The organism is Burkholderia sp. Bp9090 (genome assembly GCF_003857985.1).
Lineage (GTDB): Bacteria > Pseudomonadota > Gammaproteobacteria > Burkholderiales > Burkholderiaceae > Burkholderia.
The window spans coordinates 231,488-251,601 of sequence record NZ_QTPV01000005.1 but is presented as its reverse complement, the minus strand read 5'-3'; the positions used below and the strand labels follow the sequence as shown (position 1 = coordinate 251,601).

Below are 20,114 nucleotides of genomic sequence, written 5' to 3'. Positions count from 1 at the left end.
TTCGCCGCTTCTCCTCTCCCCCTTCCGTTCCCGTTTTCCGGACGCACAAAAAAAGCGCGCTGCGTGATGCAGCGCGCTTCGGCTTGTCGGCGGGTTCCGTGCCGCGTTACTGCGCGGCCGGTGCGCTCGCGGGCAGGGTCGGCATCGCTGGCGCGATCGGCGCGCCGTTGGAGGCCGGCGCCGTCGTCGCCCCGCTCGGCGCCGCCACGGGCGCAGCGGCCGAGGCCGCGGCAGGCGCGCTCGCGGGCATCGCGCCGTCCGCACCCGGATCGTCGTACTGCGGCAAGCCCGGCGCCGCCGGCGCGTTGTTCGGCGCGCCGCCCGACTCGCCCGGATCCTCGTAGTTCGGCAAGCCCGGCACGGCCGGCGTGGCCGCCGGCACCGCCCCCGCTTCACCCGGCTCCGTGTAGTTCGGCGGCGCGGCCGACGCCGACTGGCCGTGATACGTCAGCGACTTGCGCTGCTGCAGATACGCATCGCGGACGAACGAGTACGGATCGAGTGCCGCCTGCTTCAGCAGATCGGTCGCGCCGAGCAGATCCGAACGCGCGCTGATGAATTGCGCGATGTACATCGGATTGCGCACGGCCGGCTCGATGTAGTTGAGCAGGTTGAAGCGGACGTCCACCGCGCGGCCGACGCCGTCGCGGATCGTGCTCGGCCCGAACACGGGCAGCACGAGGTACGGGCCGGACGGCATGCCCCAGCGCGCCATCGTCAGCCCGAAATCCTGGTGATGCTTCGGCAGCCCGGCCGGCGTCGCGATGTCGATCAGGCCGGCGACGCCGAACACCGAGTTCATCGCCACGCGCATCAGGTCCTGCGTTGCATCGGTGATGCGCAGCTGCAACAGGTTGTTCGCCATGTTGCCGAGATCGCCGAGGTTCGAGAAGAAATTGCTGATCGCGGTACGCACGGGCGTCGGCGTGATCTTCTGGTAACCCTTCGCGATCGGCACGGCGATGTTCGTGTCGACCGTGTCGTTGAACTTGTACATCGCCCGGTTCATCGGCTCGAGCGGGTCGTTGGGGTTGCGGTTCGGGCCCGTCGCGCAGCCGCTCAGCACTGCGCTGGCAGCGACGGTCGCCGCAATGATTCGCACCTTATTCATTGTTTCCTTGCAATTGGTTCTTGGCGCGTTTGACGCGCGGTTTGCCCATCAGGACGGGCTGAAACACCACGGCGCCGATCAGGGTGCAGGTCAACGCCAGCGCGAGCAGCTTGCCCATGCTCGACGTGCCCGGATGATGCGACAGCCACAGGCTGCCGAAGGCGGTTGCGGTCGTCGCGGCGCTGAACAGCACCGCGTGCGTGAGGCTCGAATGCAGCAGGCCCGTCTGGCCTGCGCGCCACGCCATCACGAAGTACACCTTGAACGCGACGCCGACGCCGAGCATCAGCGGCAGCGCGATGATGTTCGCGAAGTTCAGCGACATGCCGAGCACGACGCACATCTCGAGCGTGACGAGCCCCGACACGAGCAGCGGCACCAGCGTGCGCAGCACGTCGCCGAAGCGGCGCAGCGTGATCCACAGCAGGATCGTGATCGAGAGGATCGACCACAGCGCCGCGTGCAGGAACGCGTTGATGATCGTGTCGGCCGAATGCAGGATCGAGATCGGCCCGCCGGTCGCGCCGGGTTCCGCCGCCTTCACCGTCTTCGCGAAGCGGCGCAGCATCGTGTCGTCGTTCGGGTCGACGCCCTTCGGCACCTTCGGCGAAATCTGCACGAGCGCGTGGCCGTCCGGCGCGACCCAGTCGCGCACGATCTGCGGCGGCAGCGATTCGCGCGTGATGTCCTGCGGTTGCAGCAGCGTCGCGAGCTGGTTGAGCGCGATGCGCAGCGTGTCGGAGAACGCGCGTTCGGCGCGATCGCGCGCCGCGCTGTCGGCGGCGGCCAGCTTCGCGAGCGACGCCGACAGATGCTGCGCGGCGGCGGCACCGGGGCCCGGGTGATCTTCCGCCGCGTAGCTGAGCAGGTCCGACACGCGCTTGAGCGCGGCGACGCGCTGCGCATCGGTCGCGGCCGGCGCGGCCGGCTGCGTCAGCGCGGGCAGCAGCTCGCTCGCGGCCGCGGCGATCGCCGCGCGCTTGGCCGGCTGGTCGGCCGGCACGAAGGTCGTGAGCGTCGTCGTGCGGCCGACTTCCGGCAGCGCGTCGAGGCGCTTCGCGGCCGCGTCGGCCTCGGCGAGCGACGGCGCGAGCAGCGTGACGTCGTTGACGGCCGCTTCGGGCGAATCCTTCAGCGCGAGCAGCGTCGCCATCGATTCGCTGTTCGGATCCTTCAGGTGCAGCGGGTTGAAATCGAAGTGCAGGAACGCGAGCAGCGGCAGCGCGCCGATCACGACCGCGAGCGTGCCGATCAGGATCGGCTTGCGATGGCGATCGAGGAAGTCGTCGACGGGGGCGAGCCACGGAAAGCCCGGCGTCTTCGATTCGCCCGGCGGCGCGAACAGGCGCAGCAGCGCGGGCAGCAGCGTGAGCGTGGTCAGCAGCGCGACGAACATCCCGACGCCCGCGATCAGGCCGAGCTCGGACACGCCGCGATAGGCCGTGGGAATGAACGAGAAGAAGCTCGCCGCAACCGCCGCGGTGGCGAGCGCGAGCGGCATGCCCATCGAGTGCGCGGCGCCGACCAGCGCGTGATCGATGCGCGGATCGCGGAAGCGTTCCTCGCGGTACTTCACGCCGTACTGAATCGAGAAGTCGACGCCGAGGCCGACGAACAGCACCATGAACGCGACCGAGATCATGTTCAGCGAACCGACCATCGCGAGGCCGAGCGCGGCCGTCACGACGAGGCCGACGAACAGCGTGACGAGCACCGAGCCGATCATCCGCTTCGAGCGCAGCGCGAGCCACAGGATCACGAGCACGGCGAGCAGCGTGAGCACGCCGTTGAGCGCGGCGCCGTCTTGCACCGACGCGAATTCGTCGTCGGCGAGCGGCTGTTCGCCGGTCAGGCGCACGACCGCGCCGTAGCGTTGCTCGATGCCGAGCGCTTTCGCCGTGTCGCGGATCACCCGGGTCGTTTCGGCACCGGCCTTCAGCGCGCCATAGTCGACGACCGGCTGCACCGTGACGAACGCGCGTGCCGGCTGGCGTGCGGCATCGCTGTCGACCAGCCCGCGCCACGAGAACGCGGCGGGCCTGCCGGCCAGCACGTCGTCGACCGTCGCGGCGCTGCGCGCGAGCAGCTTCGCCATCGCGGGCAGCTTCACCTGGCCGGTCAGGAGCGGCTGGCCGAGCGTGGTGGACAGCGTGGTCGCGAGCCCGGTCAGGCTCGGGTTCTTCGCGAGTTCGTTGACGAGCGGCCGCGCGCTCGCGAGCTGCGACGTCGTATCCGACACTTCCTGCGGCGACAGGAACAGCAGCCCGTTGTGCTCGAAGAACGGGCCGCCGCCGGGTTGGGCGACCTGGCCGATGCGGCCGGCGTCGGCCTGCTTGCGCAGGGCTTCGGTGAGCGTGTGCGCGGCGGCCGTCGCGAATTCGGGGGCCGGTGCCTCGACTACCGCGAGGATCGTGCCGTTGCGTTGCGGGAAGGCCTTGTCGACGGCCTGGCCGAGCGCGGCCCACTGCGGTTCCGCGTCGACGAGCTTGCTGATGTCCGTGTTGATCTTGAAGTGCTGCGCGACGTAGACGCCGCTGAAGACGGCGATGACGAGCGACAGCACGACGACCCAGACGGGGCGGCGTACCGACAATGCGACGAGTCGGACGATGAGAGAAGTCACCATGTGGCGGTGGGGAGGGGCTGGCAAGGACAAGGCAAAGAGTATACCGGCGCCACGTGACGTCGGTCGCCACGTTGGAGCGTAAAGGGGCGGGAAGGATATTTGCTGCGCCGGGAGGGAATCGCCGCGAATCGTCGGACGAATGGGCGGCGGAAATTGACATAATCGGCACCGATCGCGCAGCGGCCGGCACCCTGTGACAAAAGGGGCTGAAAGGTAACAGTCGGTCACCGCACGGCAGGCGGGCCGCCGGGCCGCTATACTTCGACCCACCGGCCGATGCGATCGATGCAATCCGCCGTCCGTTTTTTTCACCGAGTGCGAATATCCGTATGAAACGTCATCTGTTTGCTTTCGTCGCGGCGGCCGCCGTGTCGGTTTCCGCTTTCGCGCAGAGCGCGCCGGTCGACATCGTCCGTAATGCGGTCGAAGGCACCGTCAACGCGATGAAGGCCGATCCGGGTGCGCGCGGCGGCGACATGGCAAAAGTCACGCAAGTCGTCGAGCAGCGCTTCCTGCCCGCGACGAACTTCGAGCGCACGACCCGCATCGCGGTCGGCGATGCCTGGAAGCAGGCGACGCCGCAACAGCAGCAGGAGCTGTACAAGCAGTTCAAGCTGCTGATGACGCGTACCTATGCCGCGTCGCTCGCGCAGCTCGGCAGCCAGGACGCGAAGTTCTCGTTCAAGGCCGGCGGCGCGTCGGGTGCCGATGCGCTGGTGCAGTCGACGGTCACGACGCCGGGCGACAGCCAGTCGGTCGGCTACCGTCTCGGCAAGGTCGGCAGCGACTGGAAGATCTACGACATCGACATGTCGGGTGCGTGGCTGATCCAGGTCTACCAAGGGCAGTTCAAGAGCCAGCTCGCGTCGGGCGGGATCGACGGCCTGATCGCGTATCTGCAGAAGCACAATTCGCGGACGAATTGAGCGTCGCTGCGCGCAGTCTGGATTTTGGATGAGTGAAAGGCGCCTCCGGGCGCCTTTTTCGTTCGTGGTCAGTCGAGCGGTCGAGCGGTGATTCCACTGCGCGATGCCGACTCGGCGAATCACATGCGAAGCGAGAAAAAACAGCATCGTAGAGCTGATCAATGTGACCGACGCGCAGAGTGCCTTTTGCGGCGCCGCACGTCGCCGCCCTACCGCCGCCGATGCTCGACCGCGAACTTGATCAGCTCCGCCTGCCCTTCGATCTCGAGCTTGCGCTTCAGGTTGAGCCGATGCGTTTCCACCGTGCGGACCGACAGCCCCGTCTGCTGCGCGATCTGCTTGCTCGACAGCCCCTCGGCCAGTGCATCGAGGATGTCGCGCTCGCGCGGCGTCAACCGGTCGAGGGGCGACGCGGTCGCGCTCGCCTGGATCATCCGCGCGGCGAGCCCTTCGCTGAAGAACGTCTGCCCGGCCAGCACCGAGCCGATCGCGCGCACGATCTCGCTCGCGGGCGAATCCTTCAGCAGGTAGCCGCTCGCGCCGGCGCGCACGGCCTGCGTCACGTATTCGATGTTGTCGTGCATCGACAGCATGAGCACGCGAATCCCCGGAAAGCGCTCGTGGAACACGCCGGCGAGCGTGATGCCGTTCATCCCGTTCATGCCGACGTCCATCAGCGCGAGGTCGGGCTCGAGCGACGCGGCGAGCGCAAGCGCCTCGTCCGCGTTGCCGGCTTCGCCGACCACCGACAGGTCGGCCGCCTCGAGCCGCATCCGCAGGCCGTCGCGCACCAGCGGATGATCGTCGACCAGCAGCAGTCGGGCAGCGGGCCGGGCGGTGTCGGGGGCACTCATGGGCAAGGTCTCCGGTTATGGGGATCGTGTTCAGGCGGCGCGCAGCGGCACGCGCGCGGCTACGACGGTGTGGCCGACCTGCGACGTGATCGTCAGCATGCCGCCCAGCGCGTCGAGCCGCTCGCGCATGTTGCGCAGCCCGATGCCGCGGCGCGCGTCGGTCTGCGTACGCTCGGCGTCGAAGCCGCAGCCGTTGTCGGCGATGGTCAGCGTGACGGCATGCGCGCCGACGTCGAGCGTGACGGCCGCGCGCGATGCCTGCGCATGATGCACGATGTTGCTGAGCGCTTCCTGCGCGATCCGGAACAGCGCCGTGTTGACCGGCGCGGGCAGCGGCCGCGCGCCGCTGTGCGCCACCTGCGTATAGCCGATGTCGATGCCGCTTTCCGCGCCGAGCTCGCGCACGAGCTGCTCGAGCGCGGCGGCGAGGCCGAGATCGTCGAGCATCGCCGGGCGCAGCGCGTGTGAGATGCGGCGCACTTCGCGCAGCGTGTCGCCGAGCCGCCCGACGCCCGATGCGAGCGCCTGCTCGGCCTCAGGCATGCGCGCGGTGCCGCGCTCGAAGCGCGCGAGCGCGGATTCGAGCATCAGCTTCGCGGACACCATCATCTGGCTGATCCCGTCATGCAGCTCGCGCGACAGCCGCTCGCGCTCCTGCTCCTGCGATTCGACGACGCGCTGCGCGAGCTGCTTGAGCTTCGCGTCGGCGCTGCGCGACTCGCTGACGTTCAGCACCAGCGCACAGACGGCGATCGCCGCCGCGCCGGTCAGCGCGATCGCGGTGAGCCAGCTCATCGTGCGCTCGATGTTCGCGGACGCGCGCGCGTCGATGCGCTGCAGCGCGGTGTCGACATCGTCGAGATAGATGCCGGTGCCGACCATCCAGCCCCAGCGTTCGAGCGCGACGACGTAGCCGAGCTTCGGCGCGGGCTTGCCCGTCGACGGCCGCTGCCACGTGTAGCGCACGTAGCCGCCGCCGTGGGACGCGGCGCTGATCAGCTGCTGGATCGTCAGCGCGCCCTGCGGGTCGCGCATCGACCAGTAGTTGTGGCCGACGCGCTCGGGCTCGCGCGGATGCATCAGCGCATTGCCGTGCAGGTCGTATACGAAGAAATAGCCGTCGGGGCCGAAATCCATCTTCTGCAGCATCGCGAGCGCCTGCGTGCGCAGCAGTCCGTCGTCGCGCGCATTGCGGCCGCTCGCGTCGTACAGCGGCATGATCGCGCTCGTCGCGAGTTCGACGTAATGCTTCAGCTCGACTTCCTTGCTCGACAGGTAGGCGGCCTGGATCGTCGCGTGCTGCGTGCGCGCGAGCGACGTCGCCTGCTGGCGCACGCCGAAGCCGATGCCGGCGATCGCGAGCAGGAACGGCACGATGGCCAGAAGGAAAATCTTTGCCTTGAGTCTCATGGTGGTGTGAAGCGGGCGCGAGCCGGCGGGCGCGCGTGTCGCGCGGCGGCCGGGCGAGCCGACATTGTCGGCGATTTCGCCCGCGGCCGGCGCTGTGGCGGCCGGGCGGCCAGCCGTGGCTCAGGCGCGCCGCAGCGTGCGCTCGGCGGACGGGGCCGTCTGCACGACGACCTGGTTGCGCCCGCCTTCCTTCGCGCGGTACAGCGCGTCGTCGGCGAGCTTCAGTGCGGCCTGGATGCTGTCGTCGAGTTCCGGATAGCAGGTCGTCACACCGATGCTCGCGGTCAGGCGGTCCGACGCATCCGTGTCGTGCAGGATGCCGAGATCGAGGATGGCGGTGCGGATCGATTCGGCGATCGTCACGGCGCCGGGCGTGTCGACGTCCGGCAGCACCACGACGAACTCCTCGCCGCCGTAGCGCGCTGCATAGTCGGCCGGGCGGCGCAGGCATCCGGCGATGCAGCGGCCAACCGCGGCGAGCGCATCGTCGCCGGCCTGATGGCCTTGCGTGTCGTTGTAGCGCTTGAAGTGATCGACGTCGACGAACAGTAGCGACAGCGCGTGCTGCGAGCGCGCCGCGCGGCGCCATTCGCGCGCGAGCGTGACGTCGAGCATCCGGCGATTGTCGAGGCCCGTGAGGCCGTCGGTGCGCGCGAGCGCTTCCAGCTCGGTTTCCGCGCGGTGCCGCTTGCGCAGCTGGATGTCGAGCAGCATCGACAGGCCGACGAAGCCGAGCGCGAGCAAGGCCATCGCCGAGCCGATCGGGATCGCGCGGTCGTACCAGGCGGCGTAGGTGTCCGCCTCCGAGCGTGCGACCATGATGATCAGCGGCAGGTGGTCGAGGTGCCGGAACACGTACAGGCGCCGCACGCCGTCGATCGACGCGGTATCGGCGAAGCTCCCTTCGTTGGCGGTCATGAACCGGCGGAACGTGCTGGCCTTGCTGATGTTGCGGCCGACGATCGCCGGATCGTAAGGCTGGCGCGCGAGCATCAGGCCCTTCGTATTGATCAGCGCCATCGACCCGCGATCGCCGAGCGAGAGGCGCGAGAACAGGTCCTGGAAATATTCGAGCCGGATCGACATCACGGCGACGCCGCCGAACGACCCGTCGGGCCGCGTGATCCGCCGGCTGAGCGCAATGCTCGGCGAGCCGCCGCGCAATCGCGAACGGTACGGGTCGCTGACGTACAGGCCGACGTCCGGGTTGTCGCGGTGCACCGTGAAGTACGACTCGTTGCCGAAGTTGGCCTTGCGCGGCACGTCGCTCTTGCCGTCGACCGCGATGTCACCGTTCGAGTCGAGCACGTAGATGCCGCCGAGATACTTGGCCGTCGTCGCGCGATCGAACAGCACCTGGCGGCGCAGCGGCATCGGCAGCGCGAGGACCGCGGGATCGTTCTCGCCTTCGACGACCGCCTGCAGCGACAGCGCATAGAACTCGATGTTGCGCTCGATGTCCCACGACGCCATCAGCGCGATGTTCTGCTGGGTGGTGCGCGCGCGATCGCGTGCGTCGATCCGGCCTTCGTACAGCAGGATGCCGCACAGCAACAACAGGATCAGTGCGATCAGCAGCCCTGAATAGAAGATCAGGTGCGGCAGCAGGAACCGGCGCAATTGGGCGGCGACGCGGCTTGTCAGGCCGGATTCGCTGGGCATTGCGTAGTCGGTTTCTGCCATGGTCCGTGGATCGATGGGCATCGTCGCCGGGGCGGCGGGCCGATGCGATTGTTCGTATGATTTGCCGGCGATGATCCGGAATGCACCCCCCGGTGCGCATTCCGCCCGACCGATCTGGAACATGATGCCGATGATCGGCGATGGCGGCCGGATAAACCGCTGCATCACCTGCTCACCGGCAAGAGTTGCCGCGATTCGACGATCCGACGAATCGGGCGGCGCGGATTGGTCCGAGTATAACGCGCGCATTCGTGCACGCGGAAAATGTTGCGGACCGTTGATCCGGATCAAATTATCGCCCTGGCAGAGACTTGCCAGTCGCGTGGGGAACGTTGCAGCGCAAGGCTTTGCGCCAGGAGGGGGCAGCGCGCATACCGCCGTCGCCGATTTACATGCTTTAACGGCAGGCGGACGCGGAACCTTAAATCGTGCGATTCGGATCGATTATCCGTTTCAGCGTTTGCATGAATTCGAATGTAAAAACGGGCAGCCGTAATGGCTGCCCGCTTCGTGAAAACCGCATGCGGGAAAGCCCGCATGCGAAGGCTTACGCGCCGTGCTGTTGCGCCTTGTACGCGAGCCGGAACCGATGCAGCAGCGGCTCGGTATAACCGCTCGGCTGCGACGTGCCCTGCAGCGCCAGTGCGCATGCGGCCTTGAACGCGGTCGACTGGTCGTAGCCGGGCGCCATCGGGCGATAGTTCGGGTCGCCGGCGTTCTGCTGGTCGACGACGCGCGCCATCCGCTTGAACACGTCGAGCACGAAGGCCTCGGTGATCACGCCGTGGCGCAGCCAGTTCGCGATGTGCTGGCTCGAGATGCGCAGCGTCGCGCGGTCTTCCATCAGGCCGACGTCGTGGATGTCCGGCACCTTCGAGCAGCCGACACCCTGTTCGACCCAGCGCACGACGTAGCCGAGAATGCCCTGCGCGTTGTTCTCGACCTCGCTCAGGATTTCGCTCTCGCTCCAGGCGGCGCGCTCGACGACCGGCACGGTCAGCAGCCCTTCGAGCAGCGTGTCGCGCTCGCTTGCGTACGGCGTCTTCTCGAGTTCCTGCTGGATGGCCTGCACGTCGACGAGATGGTAGTGCAGCGCGTGCAGCGTCGCGGCGGTCGGCGACGGCACCCACGCGGTGTTCGCGCCGGCGCGCGGATGCGCGATCTTCTGCTCGAGCATCGCGTGCATCAGGTCCGGCATCGCCCACATGCCCTTGCCGATCTGCGCACGGCCGCGCAGGCCGGCCGACAGGCCCGCGAGCACGTTGTTGCGCTCGTACGCCTGGATCCACGCCGACGACTTCATGTCGCCCTTGCGGATCATCGGGCCCGCTTCCATCGCGGTGTGCATCTCGTCGCCGGTGCGGTCGAGGAAGCCGGTGTTGATGAACGCGACGCGCGCGGCGGCCGCCGCGATACAGGCGGCGAGGTTCACGCTGGTGCGGCGCTCCTCGTCCATGATGCCCATCTTCAGCGTGTTGCGCGGCAGGCCGTACAGATCCTCGATGCGCGCGAACAGCGTGTCGGCGAACGCGACTTCGACCGGGCCGTGCATCTTCGGCTTCACGATGTAGATCGAGCCGGTGCGCGAGTTGCGCTTGGCCTTCAGGTCGTGCAGCGCGCACAGCGTCGTGACGACACCGTCGAGGATGCCTTCCGGAATCTCGTTGCCGTCGCGGTCCAGCACCGCGCCGTTGGTCATCAGGTGGCCGACGTTGCGCACGAACAGCAGCGAGCGGCCGTGCAGCACCAGCGTGCCGCCGGCCGGCGTGGTGTACTCGCGATCGGCGTTCAGGCGGCGCGTGAAGGTCTTGCCGCCCTTCGCAACCTCCTCGACCAGCGTGCCCTGCATCAGGCCGAGCCAGTTGCGGTAGAGCTGGACCTTGTCGTCGGCGTCGACCGCCGCGACCGAATCCTCGCAGTCGATGATCGTGCTGACCGCGGCTTCGAGCACGACGTCCTTCACGTTCGCGAGATCGGCGCGGCCGATGGGGGTGGACGCGTCGATCTGGATCTCGAGGTGCAGGCCGTTGTGCTTCAGCAGGATCGCGGACGGCGCGCCCGCCGCACCCTGGTAGCCGACGAACTGTGCCGGCTGCGCGAGGTGCACGACGCCCTTGCCGGTTTCGACGGCGAGCTGGCCGTCTTCCACGCGATAGCGCAGCGCGTCGCGGTGCGAGCCGCTCGCGAGCGGCGCCGCGTTGTCGAGCACGCCGCGCGCGTAGTCGATCACGCGCTGGCCGCGCGTCGGGTTGTATGCCGTGGTGCGCTCGGCGCCGCCGTCCTCGGGCAGCGCATCGGTGCCGTACAGCGCGTCGTACAGGCTGCCCCAGCGTGCGTTCGCGGCGTTCAGCGCATAGCGCGCGTTCGACAGCGGCACGACGAGCTGCGGGCCGGCCTGCGTCGCGATCTCGCTGTCGACGTTCGCGGTGGCTGCCGCGACGTTCGACGGGACCGGCACGAGGTAGCCGATCTCTTCGAGAAATGCGCGAAACGCGGCATGGTCGCGCACCGGGCCGGGGTGCGCGCGATGCCACGTGTCGAGTTCCTGCTGCAGGCGGTCGCGTTCCGCGAGCAGCTCGCGGTTGCGCGGCGCGAGGTCGTGTACCAGGGCCGAGAAACCGCTCCAGAACGCGGCCTTGTCGATACCGGTGCCCGGCAGTGCTTCGTTTTCAATGAACTGGCTCAGCGCTGGCGCGACTTGCAGTCCTGCTTGGTCGATCATCGTGATTCCTCCCGGGGAAAAAATTCGCGCGCGGCTTGGCTGACTCATGTCGCGACGCTTTGTACGCCGGCGCGGGCGATCAGCGCGTCCTGCTCGGACTTTACGCCAGACACGCCGATTGCGCCCGCAATCCGGCCGTCGAACGCTACCGGCACGCCGCCTTCGAGCAAGCCCGTCAGCGGCACGCTGAGAAACGCGGTGCGGCCACCGTTGATCATATCCTCATACGCTTTCGTCTCGCGCCGGCCGAGGGCCGCCGCACGCGCCTTGTCCTGCGCGATGACGGCGCTGGCCGGCGACGCGCCGTCCAGGCGCGCGAACGCGAGCAGGTGGCCGCCGTCGTCGACGATGGCAATCGATACGGCCCAGCCGTGCCGTGCGGCTTCCACGCGGGCGGCCGCGAGCATGCGTTCGGCGTCGGCGAGCTGGAGTTCGGGTTTGGTTTGCATCATGTTCCTCCGGAATCAGCGGTCGGTGGAATCAGTCGACCCGTCGGTCGTCGACGAGCTCGATCCAGTGGCGCACGCGCGTGCGGCCCGCGCCGTTCAGGTGAGTCTGGCAGCCGACGTTGGCCGTGACAATCAGGTCCGGCCGCGCGGCTTCGAGCGCGTCGAGCTTGTTGTCGCGCAGCCTGGCCGCGAGTTCGGGCTGCGTCAGCGCATAGGTGCCGGCCGAGCCGCAGCAGAGATGGCCGTCGGCGACATTCGTCAGATCGAAGCCGAGCCGCGTCAGGATGCTTTCGACCGCGCCGCCGAGCCGCTGCGCGTGCTGCAGCGTGCACGGGCAGTGGACCGCGACGCGGCGTCGCGTCGACTCGGCCAGCGCGTCGAGCGGCTCGGCCGCGATCACTTCCGCGAGGTCGCGCGCGAGCGCGCTGACGCGCCGCGCCTTGTCCGCATAGACGGGGTCGGAGCGCAGCAGGTCGCCGTATTCCTTCACGAACGCGCCGCAGCCGCTCGCCGTCAGCACGATCGCCTCCGCGCCGGCTTCGATCGCAGGCCACCACGCGTCGATGTCGCGGCGTGCGCGCGCGAGCCCGGCATCCTGCGCGTTCAGGTGATATTCGGTCGCGCCGCAGCAGCCGGCTTCGCGCGCGGGCGTCACGCTGATGCCGAGGCGGTCGAGCACGCGCGCGGCGGCCGCGTTCGTGTTCGGCGACAGCGAAGGCTGCACGCAGCCTTCCAGCATCAGCACGCGCCGCGCATGGCGTACCGGCGGGCGCGGCGTGGCGGCGGGCACGGCGGCCGGAATCTTGTCCTGCAGCGTGCCGGGCAACAGCGGGCGCAGCGCGCGGCCGGCCTTCAGCAGCGCGGCGAAGGTTGCCGGCCGCGGCACCACGTGACGCAGGCCCGCGCGCAGCAGGCGCTCGCGCGCAGGCCGCCGCGCGCGCTTCTCGGCTTCCGCGCGGCCGATGTCGAGCAGCGTGTGATAGCGCACGCCGGACGGGCAGGTCGTCTCGCAGTTGCGGCACGTCAGGCAGCGGTCGAGATGCTGCTGCGTGCGCTCGCCGCACGGCTCGCCTTCGAGCATTTGCTTGATCAGGTAGATGCGTCCGCGCGGCCCGTCGAGCTCGTTGCCGAGCACCTGGTATGTCGGGCAGGTCGCATTGCAGAAACCGCAGTGCACGCACGCGCGCAGGATCGCTTCCGCTTCGTCGGCCCGGTCGAGGGCCTTGCTGGCTTCGCTGAGATTGGTTTGCATATCGGCGGTTCGAAGTCGGGTTGGCGTCAGACGTTCGCGTACAGGCGGCCGGGATTGAAGATCGCATGCGGATCGAGCTGCGCCTTCAGCTGCCGATGCACGCGCAGCAGCGCGGGCGGCAGCGGCTGGAACGGCTCGGGCGTCGTGCCGGGCGTGAAGCAGCTCGCGTGGCCGCCCCACTGCGCTGCGAAGTGCTGCACGTCGGCCGGCGCGGCGTCGCTTTTCAGCCAGCGCTGCGCGCCGCCCCAGTCGACGAGCAGCGCGCCGGGCAGCGCATCGAGCGGCGCGGCCGCCGGCACCGATACGCGCCACAGCGGGCGCGGATCGTCGAAGAACGGCAGCGACAGGTCGCGCAGCCGCGCCCAGAACCCGTCGTCGCGATCGTCCATCCGCTCGCCGCCGATCGTGTCGCGCGCGGCCTTCACCGAGCCCTCGCCGCCTTCGAGCCGCACGCGCAGCACGCCGTCCGCGTGGCACGCACCCGCGAGCGGCAGCCCCGCGCGACGCCATGCCGCGACGCGTTGCACGGCTTCGGCGGCAGCGAGCTGTAAGGCGAGATCGCCGGTCGCGCGCGGCTTCGGCAGCACCTTCAGCGACACTTCCGTCACGACGCCGAGACAGCCGAAACTGCCCGCGAGGAGCCGCGACACGTCGTAGCCCGCGACGTTCTTCATCACCTCGCCGCCGAAGCGCAGGTGCTTCGCGTGGCCGGTGATCACGCGACAGCCGAGCACGAAGTCGCGCACCGCGCCGGCCCACGGGCGGCGCGGCCCCGACAGCGCCGCCGCGAACATGCCGCCGACCGTTGCCGTGCCGCCGAACGTGGGCGGCTCGCACGGCAGCATCTGGCCGGCCGCGTCGAGCATCGCTTCCAGTTCGGCGAGCGGCGTGCCCGCGCGTGCGGTGATGACAAGTTCGGTCGGGTCGTACGCGACGATGCCGCGGTGCGTGCGCACGTCGAGCGCGCGGCCTTCGACCGCGCGGCCGACGAACGCCTTCGTGCCCGCGCCGCGGATGTGCAGCGGCTGGCGCGCGTGGATCGCGGCGTCGACCTGCGCGACGAGCGCCGCGCTGTCGTCGATCGATTCGGGTTCGCGTTCGCGTCGCATCAGAAGCGCTCCAGTTCGGGAAACGGCAGCTTGCCGTGATGGACGTGCATCGCGCCGAACTCGGCGCAGCGGTGCAGCGTCGGGATGTTCTTGCCGGGGTTGAGCAGGCGCTGCGGATCGAACGCGGCCTTCACCGCGTGGAAGAACGTGATTTCGTCGGCGTTGAACTGCACGCACATCTGGTTGATCTTCTCGCGCCCGACACCGTGTTCGCCGGTGATGCTGCCGCCTGCCGCGACGCACAGTTCGAGGATCTTGCCGCCGAGCGCTTCCGCGCGGTCGAGCTCGCCGGGACGGTTCGCGTCGAACAGGATCAGCGGATGCATGTTGCCGTCGCCCGCATGGAACACGTTCGCGACCGGCAGCGCGTATTGCGCGGACAGCGCGGCGATCCCTTCGAGCACGCGCGGCAGCTCGCGGCGCGGGATCGTGCCGTCCATGCAGTAGTAGTCGGGCGACATGCGGCCGACCGCCGGGAACGCGTTCTTGCGGCCGGCCCAGAAGCGTTGCCGCTCCGCTTCGTCGCGCGCGACGCGGATCTCCGACGCGCCGGCGTCGCGCAGCAGCGCGGCCACGCGTTCGGCGTCTTCGTCGACATCGGTCGCGGCGCCGTCGAGTTCGCACAGCAGGATCGCCTGCGCGTCGACCGGGTAGCCGGCGTGGATGAAGTCCTCGGCCGCGCGGATCGCGAGGTTGTCCATCATCTCGAGCCCGCCGGGAATCACGCCCGCGCCGATGATCCGCGCGACCGCCGCGCCGGCTTCGGCCACGTCGTCGAAGCTCGCCATCAGCACCTTCACGCTCGACGGTTTCGGCAGCAGCTTCACCGTCACCTCGGTGACGATGCCGAGCATCCCCTCGGAGCCGGTGAACAGCGCGAGCAGGTCGAAGCCGGGGGCGTCGAGCGCGTCGGCGCCGAGCGTCAGCGTGTCGCCGTCGATCGTCAGGGTCTCGGCCTTCAGGATGTTGTGCACCGTCAGCCCGTATTTCAGGCAGTGCACGCCGCCCGCGTTTTCGGCGACGTTGCCGCCGATCGAGCAGGCGATCTGCGACGACGGATCGGGCGCGTAGTAGAGGCCGTAGGGTGCCGCGGCCTGCGAGATCGCGAGGTTGCGCACGCCCGGCTGCACGCGCGCGATGCCGGCGTCGGCGTCGATTTCCAGGATCCGGTTGAACTTCGACATCACGAGCAGGATGCCTTTTTCGAGCGGCATCGCGCCGCCCGACAGCCCGGTGCCCGCGCCGCGCGCGACGACCGGCACGCCGTGCGCGGCCGCGACGCGCAGCACCGCGCGCACCTGCTCGACCGTGTCGGGCAGCACGACCGCGAGCGGCACCGTGCGGTACGCGGCGAGGCCGTCGCATTCGAACGGCTTCAGCGCCTCGCGCTCGTGCAGCACGTCGAGGCCGGGCGCCGCCGCGTCGAGCGCGGCGACGAGCGTGTCGCGGTCGACGGTCGCCAACGGGCCGTCGATCCGTTCGTCGTAGGTGAAACTCATCGTGTGTCTCCGTCTCCACCATCTTCATCGTGCAGGCGGCCGCAGGACGCGCGGCACGCCGATGGACGGCATTCTTGGCGGGCGGCGGGGGCGTGTCCAGATGCCGCCCGCGTGGTCATACCAGTTTTTCCTAGAGTGTTTTTGAGAAGTGACTCGATGTGACAGGAAACGCAATCCGCACAAGGGTTTGTGCGAAAATCGGCGACATCGGTCCAAAGTGGTCATACCAGTATGGAAATGCAGAATCGACAAGCGCCGGCGCGCAATGTCGCCGATGTCGTCGCCGAGCGGATCGAGCAGCTGATCGTCGACGGCGTGTTGAAGGCCGGGCAGGCGCTGCCGTCCGAACGTCGGCTGACCGAGAAGCTCGGCGTGTCGCGCACGGCCGTGCGCGAAGGGATGAAGCTGCTGCGCGCGCGCGGGATCATCGACACGACGCACGGCAAGGGCTCGTTCGTCGCGAGCCTGACCCCGCAGCGCGAAGTCTCGCCGATGATGCATCTGCTCGGCTCGCAGCCGCGCACGCTGTACGACCTGTTCGAGGTGCGCGGCATGCTCGAGACCGAAGCCGCGCGGCTCGCCGCGCTGCGCGGCACACCCGCCGACTTCATCCTGATCAAGCGCCGCTACGAGGAGATGACGGCGGCCGATGCGCAGGATCTCGATCCGGCCGCGCGCGCGAAGCTCGACCATGCGTTCCATCTCGCGATCTGCGAGGCGTCGCACAATCCGGTGCTGGTCAACACGCTGCAGTCGCTGACCGATCTGCTGCTCAGCTCCGTGTTCGCGTCGGTGAACAACCTCTATCATCGCGAGCCGCTGAAGAAGCAGATCGACCGCCAGCACGCGCGGCTCTATAACGCGGTGACGGGGCGGCTGCCCGACCAGGCGCGCAAGGCGGCGAGCGAGCATATCCGGCAGTGCGTCGAGTATCTGCGCGAGATCGAAGAGGAGGAGCAGCGGCTCGTGCGCTCGACGTTGCGGCTCGAAGGGTGGACTTGAGTCACGTGAACCAGCGTGGCCGATGACGTCAGGGCGTGTGTCAAGCATGTCGAGCTGGCGATGCGGCCTATTCGATGCGTGGCCCGACACGACCTGTTTAGCCGCTGCGCGACATGCGCTCAGGCGGTTGAATCGGGCGAAATTGGGGTGTAGTTCGTACCCGAAACGCGCAAAAAAGCCCGCCGAAGCGGGCAATCCTCTCGATGAAGAGGGGGAGATGCGAATCCGCGAGCAGACAGCCGCGATCAGCGCTCGGCGTCGGCTCACCCTTTCGTCGCCCCAAACGTGAGCCCCGCGACGAAATGCTTCTGCATCGCGAAGAACATCGCGACCGACGGCAGCGCCGCGAGAATCGACCCGGCCGAAACAAGGTTCCAGGACGTCGTCCATTGCCCCTTCAGCGCCGCCACACCCGCGGTAATCGGCGCGGCCTCGTCACCTTGCGTGAGACACAGCGCCCAGAAGTAATCGTTCCACACGAACGTAAACACGAGAATCGCGAGCGCGGCCAGCGCCGGCCGGATCAACGGCAACACGATCCGCCAGAACACCGTCCACTCGCCCGCGCCTTCGATCCGCGCCGCCTCGATCAGCTCGAACGGCAGCTGCTTGATGAAATTGCGCAGAAACAGCGTACAGAACCCCGTCTGAAACGCGACGTGAAAGAGAATCAGCGCCTCGACCGTATTGAACACCCCGAGCCTCAGCGACAAGTCGCGAACCGGAATCATCAGCACCTGCACCGGCACGAAATTCCCCGCGACGAAGGTCCCGAACAGCGCGGCATTCCCGCGAAACCGGTAAGTCGCCAGCGCGAACCCGGCCATCGCCGCGAGCGCAATCGACCCGAGCACCGACGGCACCGTGATCTGCACGCTGTTCCAGAAGTAATGCAGCATCGGCGACGTGGTCAGCGCGTCGCGATAGTTCTCGATCATCGAGAAGTGCCGCGGCCAGCCCCAGTAGTGTCCTTCGACCAGTTCCTCGGTCGAGCGCACCGACGTGACGAACACCGCGATCATCGGCAGCAGCCAGATCACGAGCGCGACGGGCAGCGACAGCTTGTACAGCCGGCGCGATACCGGCTTCCAGTGGGCAACGGGCGTTGGAAACATGATGAATGGTTCCCCGGAAGGTCAAATCACTGCTCGTTGCGCAGCATGCGGCGCAACTGGAACACGATGTAGACGAGCATGATCGCGAACAGCACGACCGCGATCGACGCGGAATAGCCGAGCCGGTAATACTTGATCGCCTGGTCGTACATGTAATACGCGAGCACGGTCGAGCTCTCGAACGGGCCGCCGCCCGTCATCACCGAAATCAGGTCGAAGCTGCGCAGCGCGCCGATCACCGTGACGACGATCGCCATGAACGTGGTCGGCCGCAATTGCGGCAGCACGACGTGCCACAGCAGCGCGAAGCCGCGCGCGCCTTCCATCCGTGCCGCTTCGATCTGCTCCGGGTTCACCGACGTGAGGCCGGTGAGGTACAGGATCATGCAGTACGCGGTCTGCGGCCACAGCGCGGCGAACACGATGCCGAAGGTCGCATAGCGTGCATCGCCGAGCACCGGAATCCCGTGCCCGGCGATCAGCGCGAGCAGCCCGAAGGTCGGATCGTAGAACCACGAGAAGATCAGGCCGACGACCACGCCCGACAGCACGAACGGCGCGAAGAACAGCGACTTCACGAGCCGGATGCCGGCGACCGCCTGGTTCAGGTACAGCGCGAGCGCGAGGCCGAGCGGTGGCGCGAGCATGAACAGCGCGAGCCAGATCACGTTGTTGCGCAGCGCGGTGTAGAACGTCGGCGCTTGCAGCAGCTCGGCGTAGTTCGCGAGGCCGACGAACGTGCGCTCGGTCATCCCGTCCCAGTTGCAGAGGCTCAGCCACAGCGTCGACAGGATCGGCCAGATCACATAGACGGCAACCATTGCGCACGCGGGCGCGAGAAAGAGCCACGCGGCGCGCCGTTGTCGCCGCACGGCCGGCGACGGGCGGCGCGCGCGCAGCGCGGCAGGCGAGCTGCGGGCCGGCGGCGCGGCGGCGGGCGGTGCGGCCGGGGTAGCCGGCGTTGCAACGGGTCTGGACGTGATCGGACTGGACACGGCAAGCCTCCTGGGCGGACGCGGCGGCACTCGGCCGCCGCAGGGGTCACGCGGCTACTTCTTGTAGATCCGCTTGCGGGTCTGTTCGAGTTGCGCGAGCACGGTGTCGAGCTGCGCGGGATTCGCGACGAACTGCTGCATCCCCTTCATCCCTTCGTCGGCCATTTCCTTCGTCATGTCGCGGTCGTAGAACTGCGCGACGCCGCCGCGGGTGTCGGCGAGGATCCGGAAGCCGATGCGCGAGATCGGATCGGCCGGCTCCGGCGACTTGCCGTTGGCCGACAGCGAACCGAGCCCTTCGGCGAGCTTCGCGCCCATCTCGGGCGTTTCGACGAACGCGAGGAAGGTATGCGCGTCGGCCTTGTTCTTCGCCTTGGTCGGGATGTGCAGCGATTCGACCGGGCCGTCCTCGGCGGTCGGCACCTTCGGGTCGATGATCGGGAAACGGTAATAGCCCATTTCCTGCTTCACGTTCGGCGGAAAGCCCGCGGCGATGAAGGTGCCCATCAGCATCATCGCGGCCTTGCCCTGGAACAGGAACGGCTGCGCGCCGTCGAGATCGTAGGACAGCGCGTTGTCGATGAAGTAGCCCGAGTCGATCAGCGATTTCCACGTCGTGTAGACCTTCTTCACGCGTGGATCGGTATACGGCACGTCGCCAGCCATCAGCTGCTGGTGGAACGCGTTGCCGTTCAGGCGCAGGTCGAGATAGTCGAACCAGCCGGCGAGCGTCCACGCGTCGCGGCCGCCGATCGCGATCGGCGTGATGCCGGCCGCCTTCAGTTTCCTGCATGCATCGAGAAACTGGTCCCAGGTCTTCGGCTCGTCGGCGATGCCGACCTTGCCGAACAGGTCCTTGCGGTAGAACAGCCCCCACGAGTAATAGACGGTCGGCGCCGCATACTGCTTGCCGTTATAGGACGATGCGCTGCGCGTCGACGCGTACATCGCATCCCAGCCGTTCTTCTTCCAGTCGCCGCTCAGGTCCTCGAACAGCCCGCGCTTCGCGTAGTACGCCATGCGCTCGCCCGCGTGCCAGTTCACGACGTCGGGCGCGACGGTCGTGAGCCATGCGGGGAGCTGCACCTTGTACGCTTCCTCGTCGACGAAGGTGGGCTTCACGTCGATGTCGGGATGGGCCTTGTGGAACGCTTCGATCGTCGACTGCCAGACCGCGCGCTGGCTGGCGCCCTTGAACGCGATGTTGATCGTCAGCGTGCCCGCGTCGGCCGGCGCCGCGGCGCCGAACGAAGCGAACGCGATGGCGGCGGCGGTCGCAAGCCGGGCGGCGACGCGAAGGGGGCGATGTGTCATGGGTGTCTCCATTCCTGTCTGTCGTTGTGCGTGACCGGCGCGTCGCG

The 20,114-nt window shown here is 68.3% G+C and carries 16 protein-coding genes; 3 read left to right on the top strand and 13 right to left on the bottom strand.

The window, feature by feature from the left end:
- Nucleotides 1–106: 106 nt before the first annotated feature.
- Together DIE16_RS07665 and DIE16_RS07660 are read right to left on the bottom strand one after the other, a co-directional pair.
- Entirely contained in the window at nt 107–1,111 is a 1,005-nt protein-coding gene (locus DIE16_RS07665; protein WP_124485982.1) for a VacJ family lipoprotein, read from the bottom strand.
- Nucleotides 1,104–3,737, bottom strand: a complete 2,634-nt coding sequence (locus DIE16_RS07660) for an MMPL family transporter (RefSeq protein WP_124520168.1) — start codon at nt 3,735–3,737, stop codon at nt 1,104–1,106. The genes DIE16_RS07665 and DIE16_RS07660 overlap by 8 nt, the downstream gene beginning before the upstream one ends.
- A 329-nt stretch (nt 3,738–4,066) precedes the next feature.
- On the opposite strand from DIE16_RS07660, the gene DIE16_RS07655 reads away from it, so the two are divergent.
- Nucleotides 4,067–4,663, top strand: a complete 597-nt coding sequence (locus DIE16_RS07655) for a phospholipid-binding protein MlaC (protein ID WP_124485984.1) — start codon at nt 4,067–4,069, stop codon at nt 4,661–4,663.
- A 209-nt stretch (nt 4,664–4,872) separates the two neighbouring features.
- Here the strand turns inward: DIE16_RS07655 and DIE16_RS07650 are convergent, their stop codons facing one another.
- The 3 genes from DIE16_RS07650 to DIE16_RS07640 all read right to left on the bottom strand — a co-directional run bounded on the left by DIE16_RS07650 (nt 4,873) and on the right by DIE16_RS07640 (nt 8,610).
- Nucleotides 4,873–5,517 carry a response regulator transcription factor gene (locus DIE16_RS07650; protein WP_044848871.1) on the bottom strand — a complete coding sequence of 215 codons (645 nt, stop codon included), beginning with the start codon at nt 5,515–5,517 and terminating at the stop codon, nt 4,873–4,875.
- 30 nt (nt 5,518–5,547) lie between these two features.
- Nucleotides 5,548–6,927 (bottom strand): cache domain-containing protein, encoded by a 1,380-nt coding sequence (locus tag DIE16_RS07645; protein WP_124520166.1) that lies wholly within the window; start codon nt 6,925–6,927, stop codon nt 5,548–5,550.
- 120 nt (nt 6,928–7,047) lie between these two features.
- Nucleotides 7,048–8,610 carry a sensor domain-containing diguanylate cyclase gene (locus tag DIE16_RS07640; RefSeq protein ID WP_124485985.1) on the bottom strand — a complete coding sequence of 521 codons (1,563 nt, stop codon included), beginning with the start codon at nt 8,608–8,610 and terminating at the stop codon, nt 7,048–7,050.
- Between the two features lie 121 nt (nt 8,611–8,731).
- Between DIE16_RS07640 and DIE16_RS07635 the strand changes: the two genes are divergently transcribed.
- Nucleotides 8,732–9,106, top strand: coding sequence for a hypothetical protein (locus DIE16_RS07635; RefSeq protein ID WP_124520164.1), 375 nt, complete (start codon nt 8,732–8,734; stop codon nt 9,104–9,106).
- Between the two features lie 51 nt (nt 9,107–9,157).
- Here DIE16_RS07635 and DIE16_RS07630 read toward each other — a convergent pair whose 3' ends face one another.
- From DIE16_RS07630 to glcD, 5 genes are read right to left on the bottom strand one after another with little or no spacing between them, the layout of a single operon-like run.
- Entirely contained in the window at nt 9,158–11,332 is a 2,175-nt protein-coding gene (locus tag DIE16_RS07630) for a malate synthase G (protein WP_124520162.1), read from the bottom strand.
- Nucleotides 11,333–11,376: 44 nt separating this feature from the next.
- Complete coding sequence (locus DIE16_RS07625) at nt 11,377–11,781, bottom strand: heme-binding protein (protein WP_044848880.1); 405 nt, start codon at nt 11,779–11,781, stop codon at nt 11,377–11,379.
- Between the two features lie 31 nt (nt 11,782–11,812).
- Nucleotides 11,813–13,033 (bottom strand): glycolate oxidase subunit GlcF, encoded by a 1,221-nt coding sequence (gene glcF / locus DIE16_RS07620; protein WP_124520159.1) that lies wholly within the window; start codon nt 13,031–13,033, stop codon nt 11,813–11,815.
- Between the two features lie 26 nt (nt 13,034–13,059).
- Complete coding sequence (gene glcE, locus DIE16_RS07615; RefSeq protein WP_124485989.1) at nt 13,060–14,142, bottom strand: glycolate oxidase subunit GlcE; 1,083 nt, start codon at nt 14,140–14,142, stop codon at nt 13,060–13,062.
- The gene (gene glcD / locus DIE16_RS07610; protein ID WP_124485990.1) at nt 14,142–15,641 is read right to left on the bottom strand and encodes a glycolate oxidase subunit GlcD; all 1,500 of its coding nucleotides are present in this window, start codon (nt 15,639–15,641) and stop codon (nt 14,142–14,144) included. The genes glcE and glcD overlap by 1 nt, the downstream gene beginning before the upstream one ends.
- A 231-nt stretch (nt 15,642–15,872) precedes the next feature.
- Here glcD and glcC point away from each other — a divergent pair, with 231 nt between their 5' ends.
- A complete protein-coding gene (gene glcC, locus DIE16_RS07605; RefSeq protein ID WP_044848878.1) occupies nt 15,873–16,643 on the top strand; it encodes a transcriptional regulator GlcC in 771 nt (256 codons plus the stop codon).
- A gap of 263 nt (nt 16,644–16,906) precedes the next feature.
- Here the strand turns inward: glcC and DIE16_RS07600 are convergent, their stop codons facing one another.
- The 3 genes from DIE16_RS07600 to DIE16_RS07590 are packed head-to-tail and all read right to left on the bottom strand — an operon-like array spanning nt 16,907 to nt 20,067.
- The gene (locus tag DIE16_RS07600) at nt 16,907–17,758 is read right to left on the bottom strand and encodes a carbohydrate ABC transporter permease (protein WP_039318652.1); all 852 of its coding nucleotides are present in this window, start codon (nt 17,756–17,758) and stop codon (nt 16,907–16,909) included.
- Between the two features lie 26 nt (nt 17,759–17,784).
- Nucleotides 17,785–18,753, bottom strand: a complete 969-nt coding sequence (locus DIE16_RS07595; RefSeq protein ID WP_409333437.1) for a carbohydrate ABC transporter permease — start codon at nt 18,751–18,753, stop codon at nt 17,785–17,787.
- A 54-nt stretch (nt 18,754–18,807) separates the two neighbouring features.
- A complete protein-coding gene (locus DIE16_RS07590; protein WP_124520157.1) occupies nt 18,808–20,067 on the bottom strand; it encodes an ABC transporter substrate-binding protein in 1,260 nt (419 codons plus the stop codon).
- Between the last annotated feature and the right edge of the window lie 47 nt (nt 20,068–20,114).

Bases quoted from the DNA above. Each gene is read 5' to 3' on its own strand.
- glcD (WP_124485990.1), bottom strand. From the start codon at position 15,641: ATGAGTTTCACCTACGACGAACGGATCGACGGCCCGTTGGCGACCGTC.
- glcF (WP_124520159.1), bottom strand. From the start codon at position 13,033: ATGCAAACCAATCTCAGCGAAGCCAGCAAGGCCCTCGACCGGGCCGAC.
- DIE16_RS07625 (WP_044848880.1), bottom strand. From the start codon at position 11,781: ATGCAAACCAAACCCGAACTCCAGCTCGCCGACGCCGAACGCATGCTC.
- DIE16_RS07635 (WP_124520164.1), top strand. From the start codon at position 8,732: ATGATGCCGATGATCGGCGATGGCGGCCGGATAAACCGCTGCATCACC.
- DIE16_RS07630 (WP_124520162.1), bottom strand. From the start codon at position 11,332: ATGATCGACCAAGCAGGACTGCAAGTCGCGCCAGCGCTGAGCCAGTTC.
- DIE16_RS07645 (WP_124520166.1), bottom strand. From the start codon at position 6,927: ATGAGACTCAAGGCAAAGATTTTCCTTCTGGCCATCGTGCCGTTCCTG.
- DIE16_RS07655 (WP_124485984.1), top strand. From the start codon at position 4,067: ATGAAACGTCATCTGTTTGCTTTCGTCGCGGCGGCCGCCGTGTCGGTT.
- DIE16_RS07660 (WP_124520168.1), bottom strand. From the start codon at position 3,737: ATGGTGACTTCTCTCATCGTCCGACTCGTCGCATTGTCGGTACGCCGC.
- DIE16_RS07665 (WP_124485982.1), bottom strand. From the start codon at position 1,111: ATGAATAAGGTGCGAATCATTGCGGCGACCGTCGCTGCCAGCGCAGTG.
- glcE (WP_124485989.1), bottom strand. From the start codon at position 14,142: ATGCGACGCGAACGCGAACCCGAATCGATCGACGACAGCGCGGCGCTC.
- DIE16_RS07640 (WP_124485985.1), bottom strand. From the start codon at position 8,610: ATGGCAGAAACCGACTACGCAATGCCCAGCGAATCCGGCCTGACAAGC.
- DIE16_RS07650 (WP_044848871.1), bottom strand. From the start codon at position 5,517: ATGAGTGCCCCCGACACCGCCCGGCCCGCTGCCCGACTGCTGCTGGTC.
- glcC (WP_044848878.1), top strand. From the start codon at position 15,873: ATGGAAATGCAGAATCGACAAGCGCCGGCGCGCAATGTCGCCGATGTC.
- DIE16_RS07590 (WP_124520157.1), bottom strand. From the start codon at position 20,067: ATGACACATCGCCCCCTTCGCGTCGCCGCCCGGCTTGCGACCGCCGCC.
- DIE16_RS07600 (WP_039318652.1), bottom strand. From the start codon at position 17,758: ATGTTTCCAACGCCCGTTGCCCACTGGAAGCCGGTATCGCGCCGGCTG.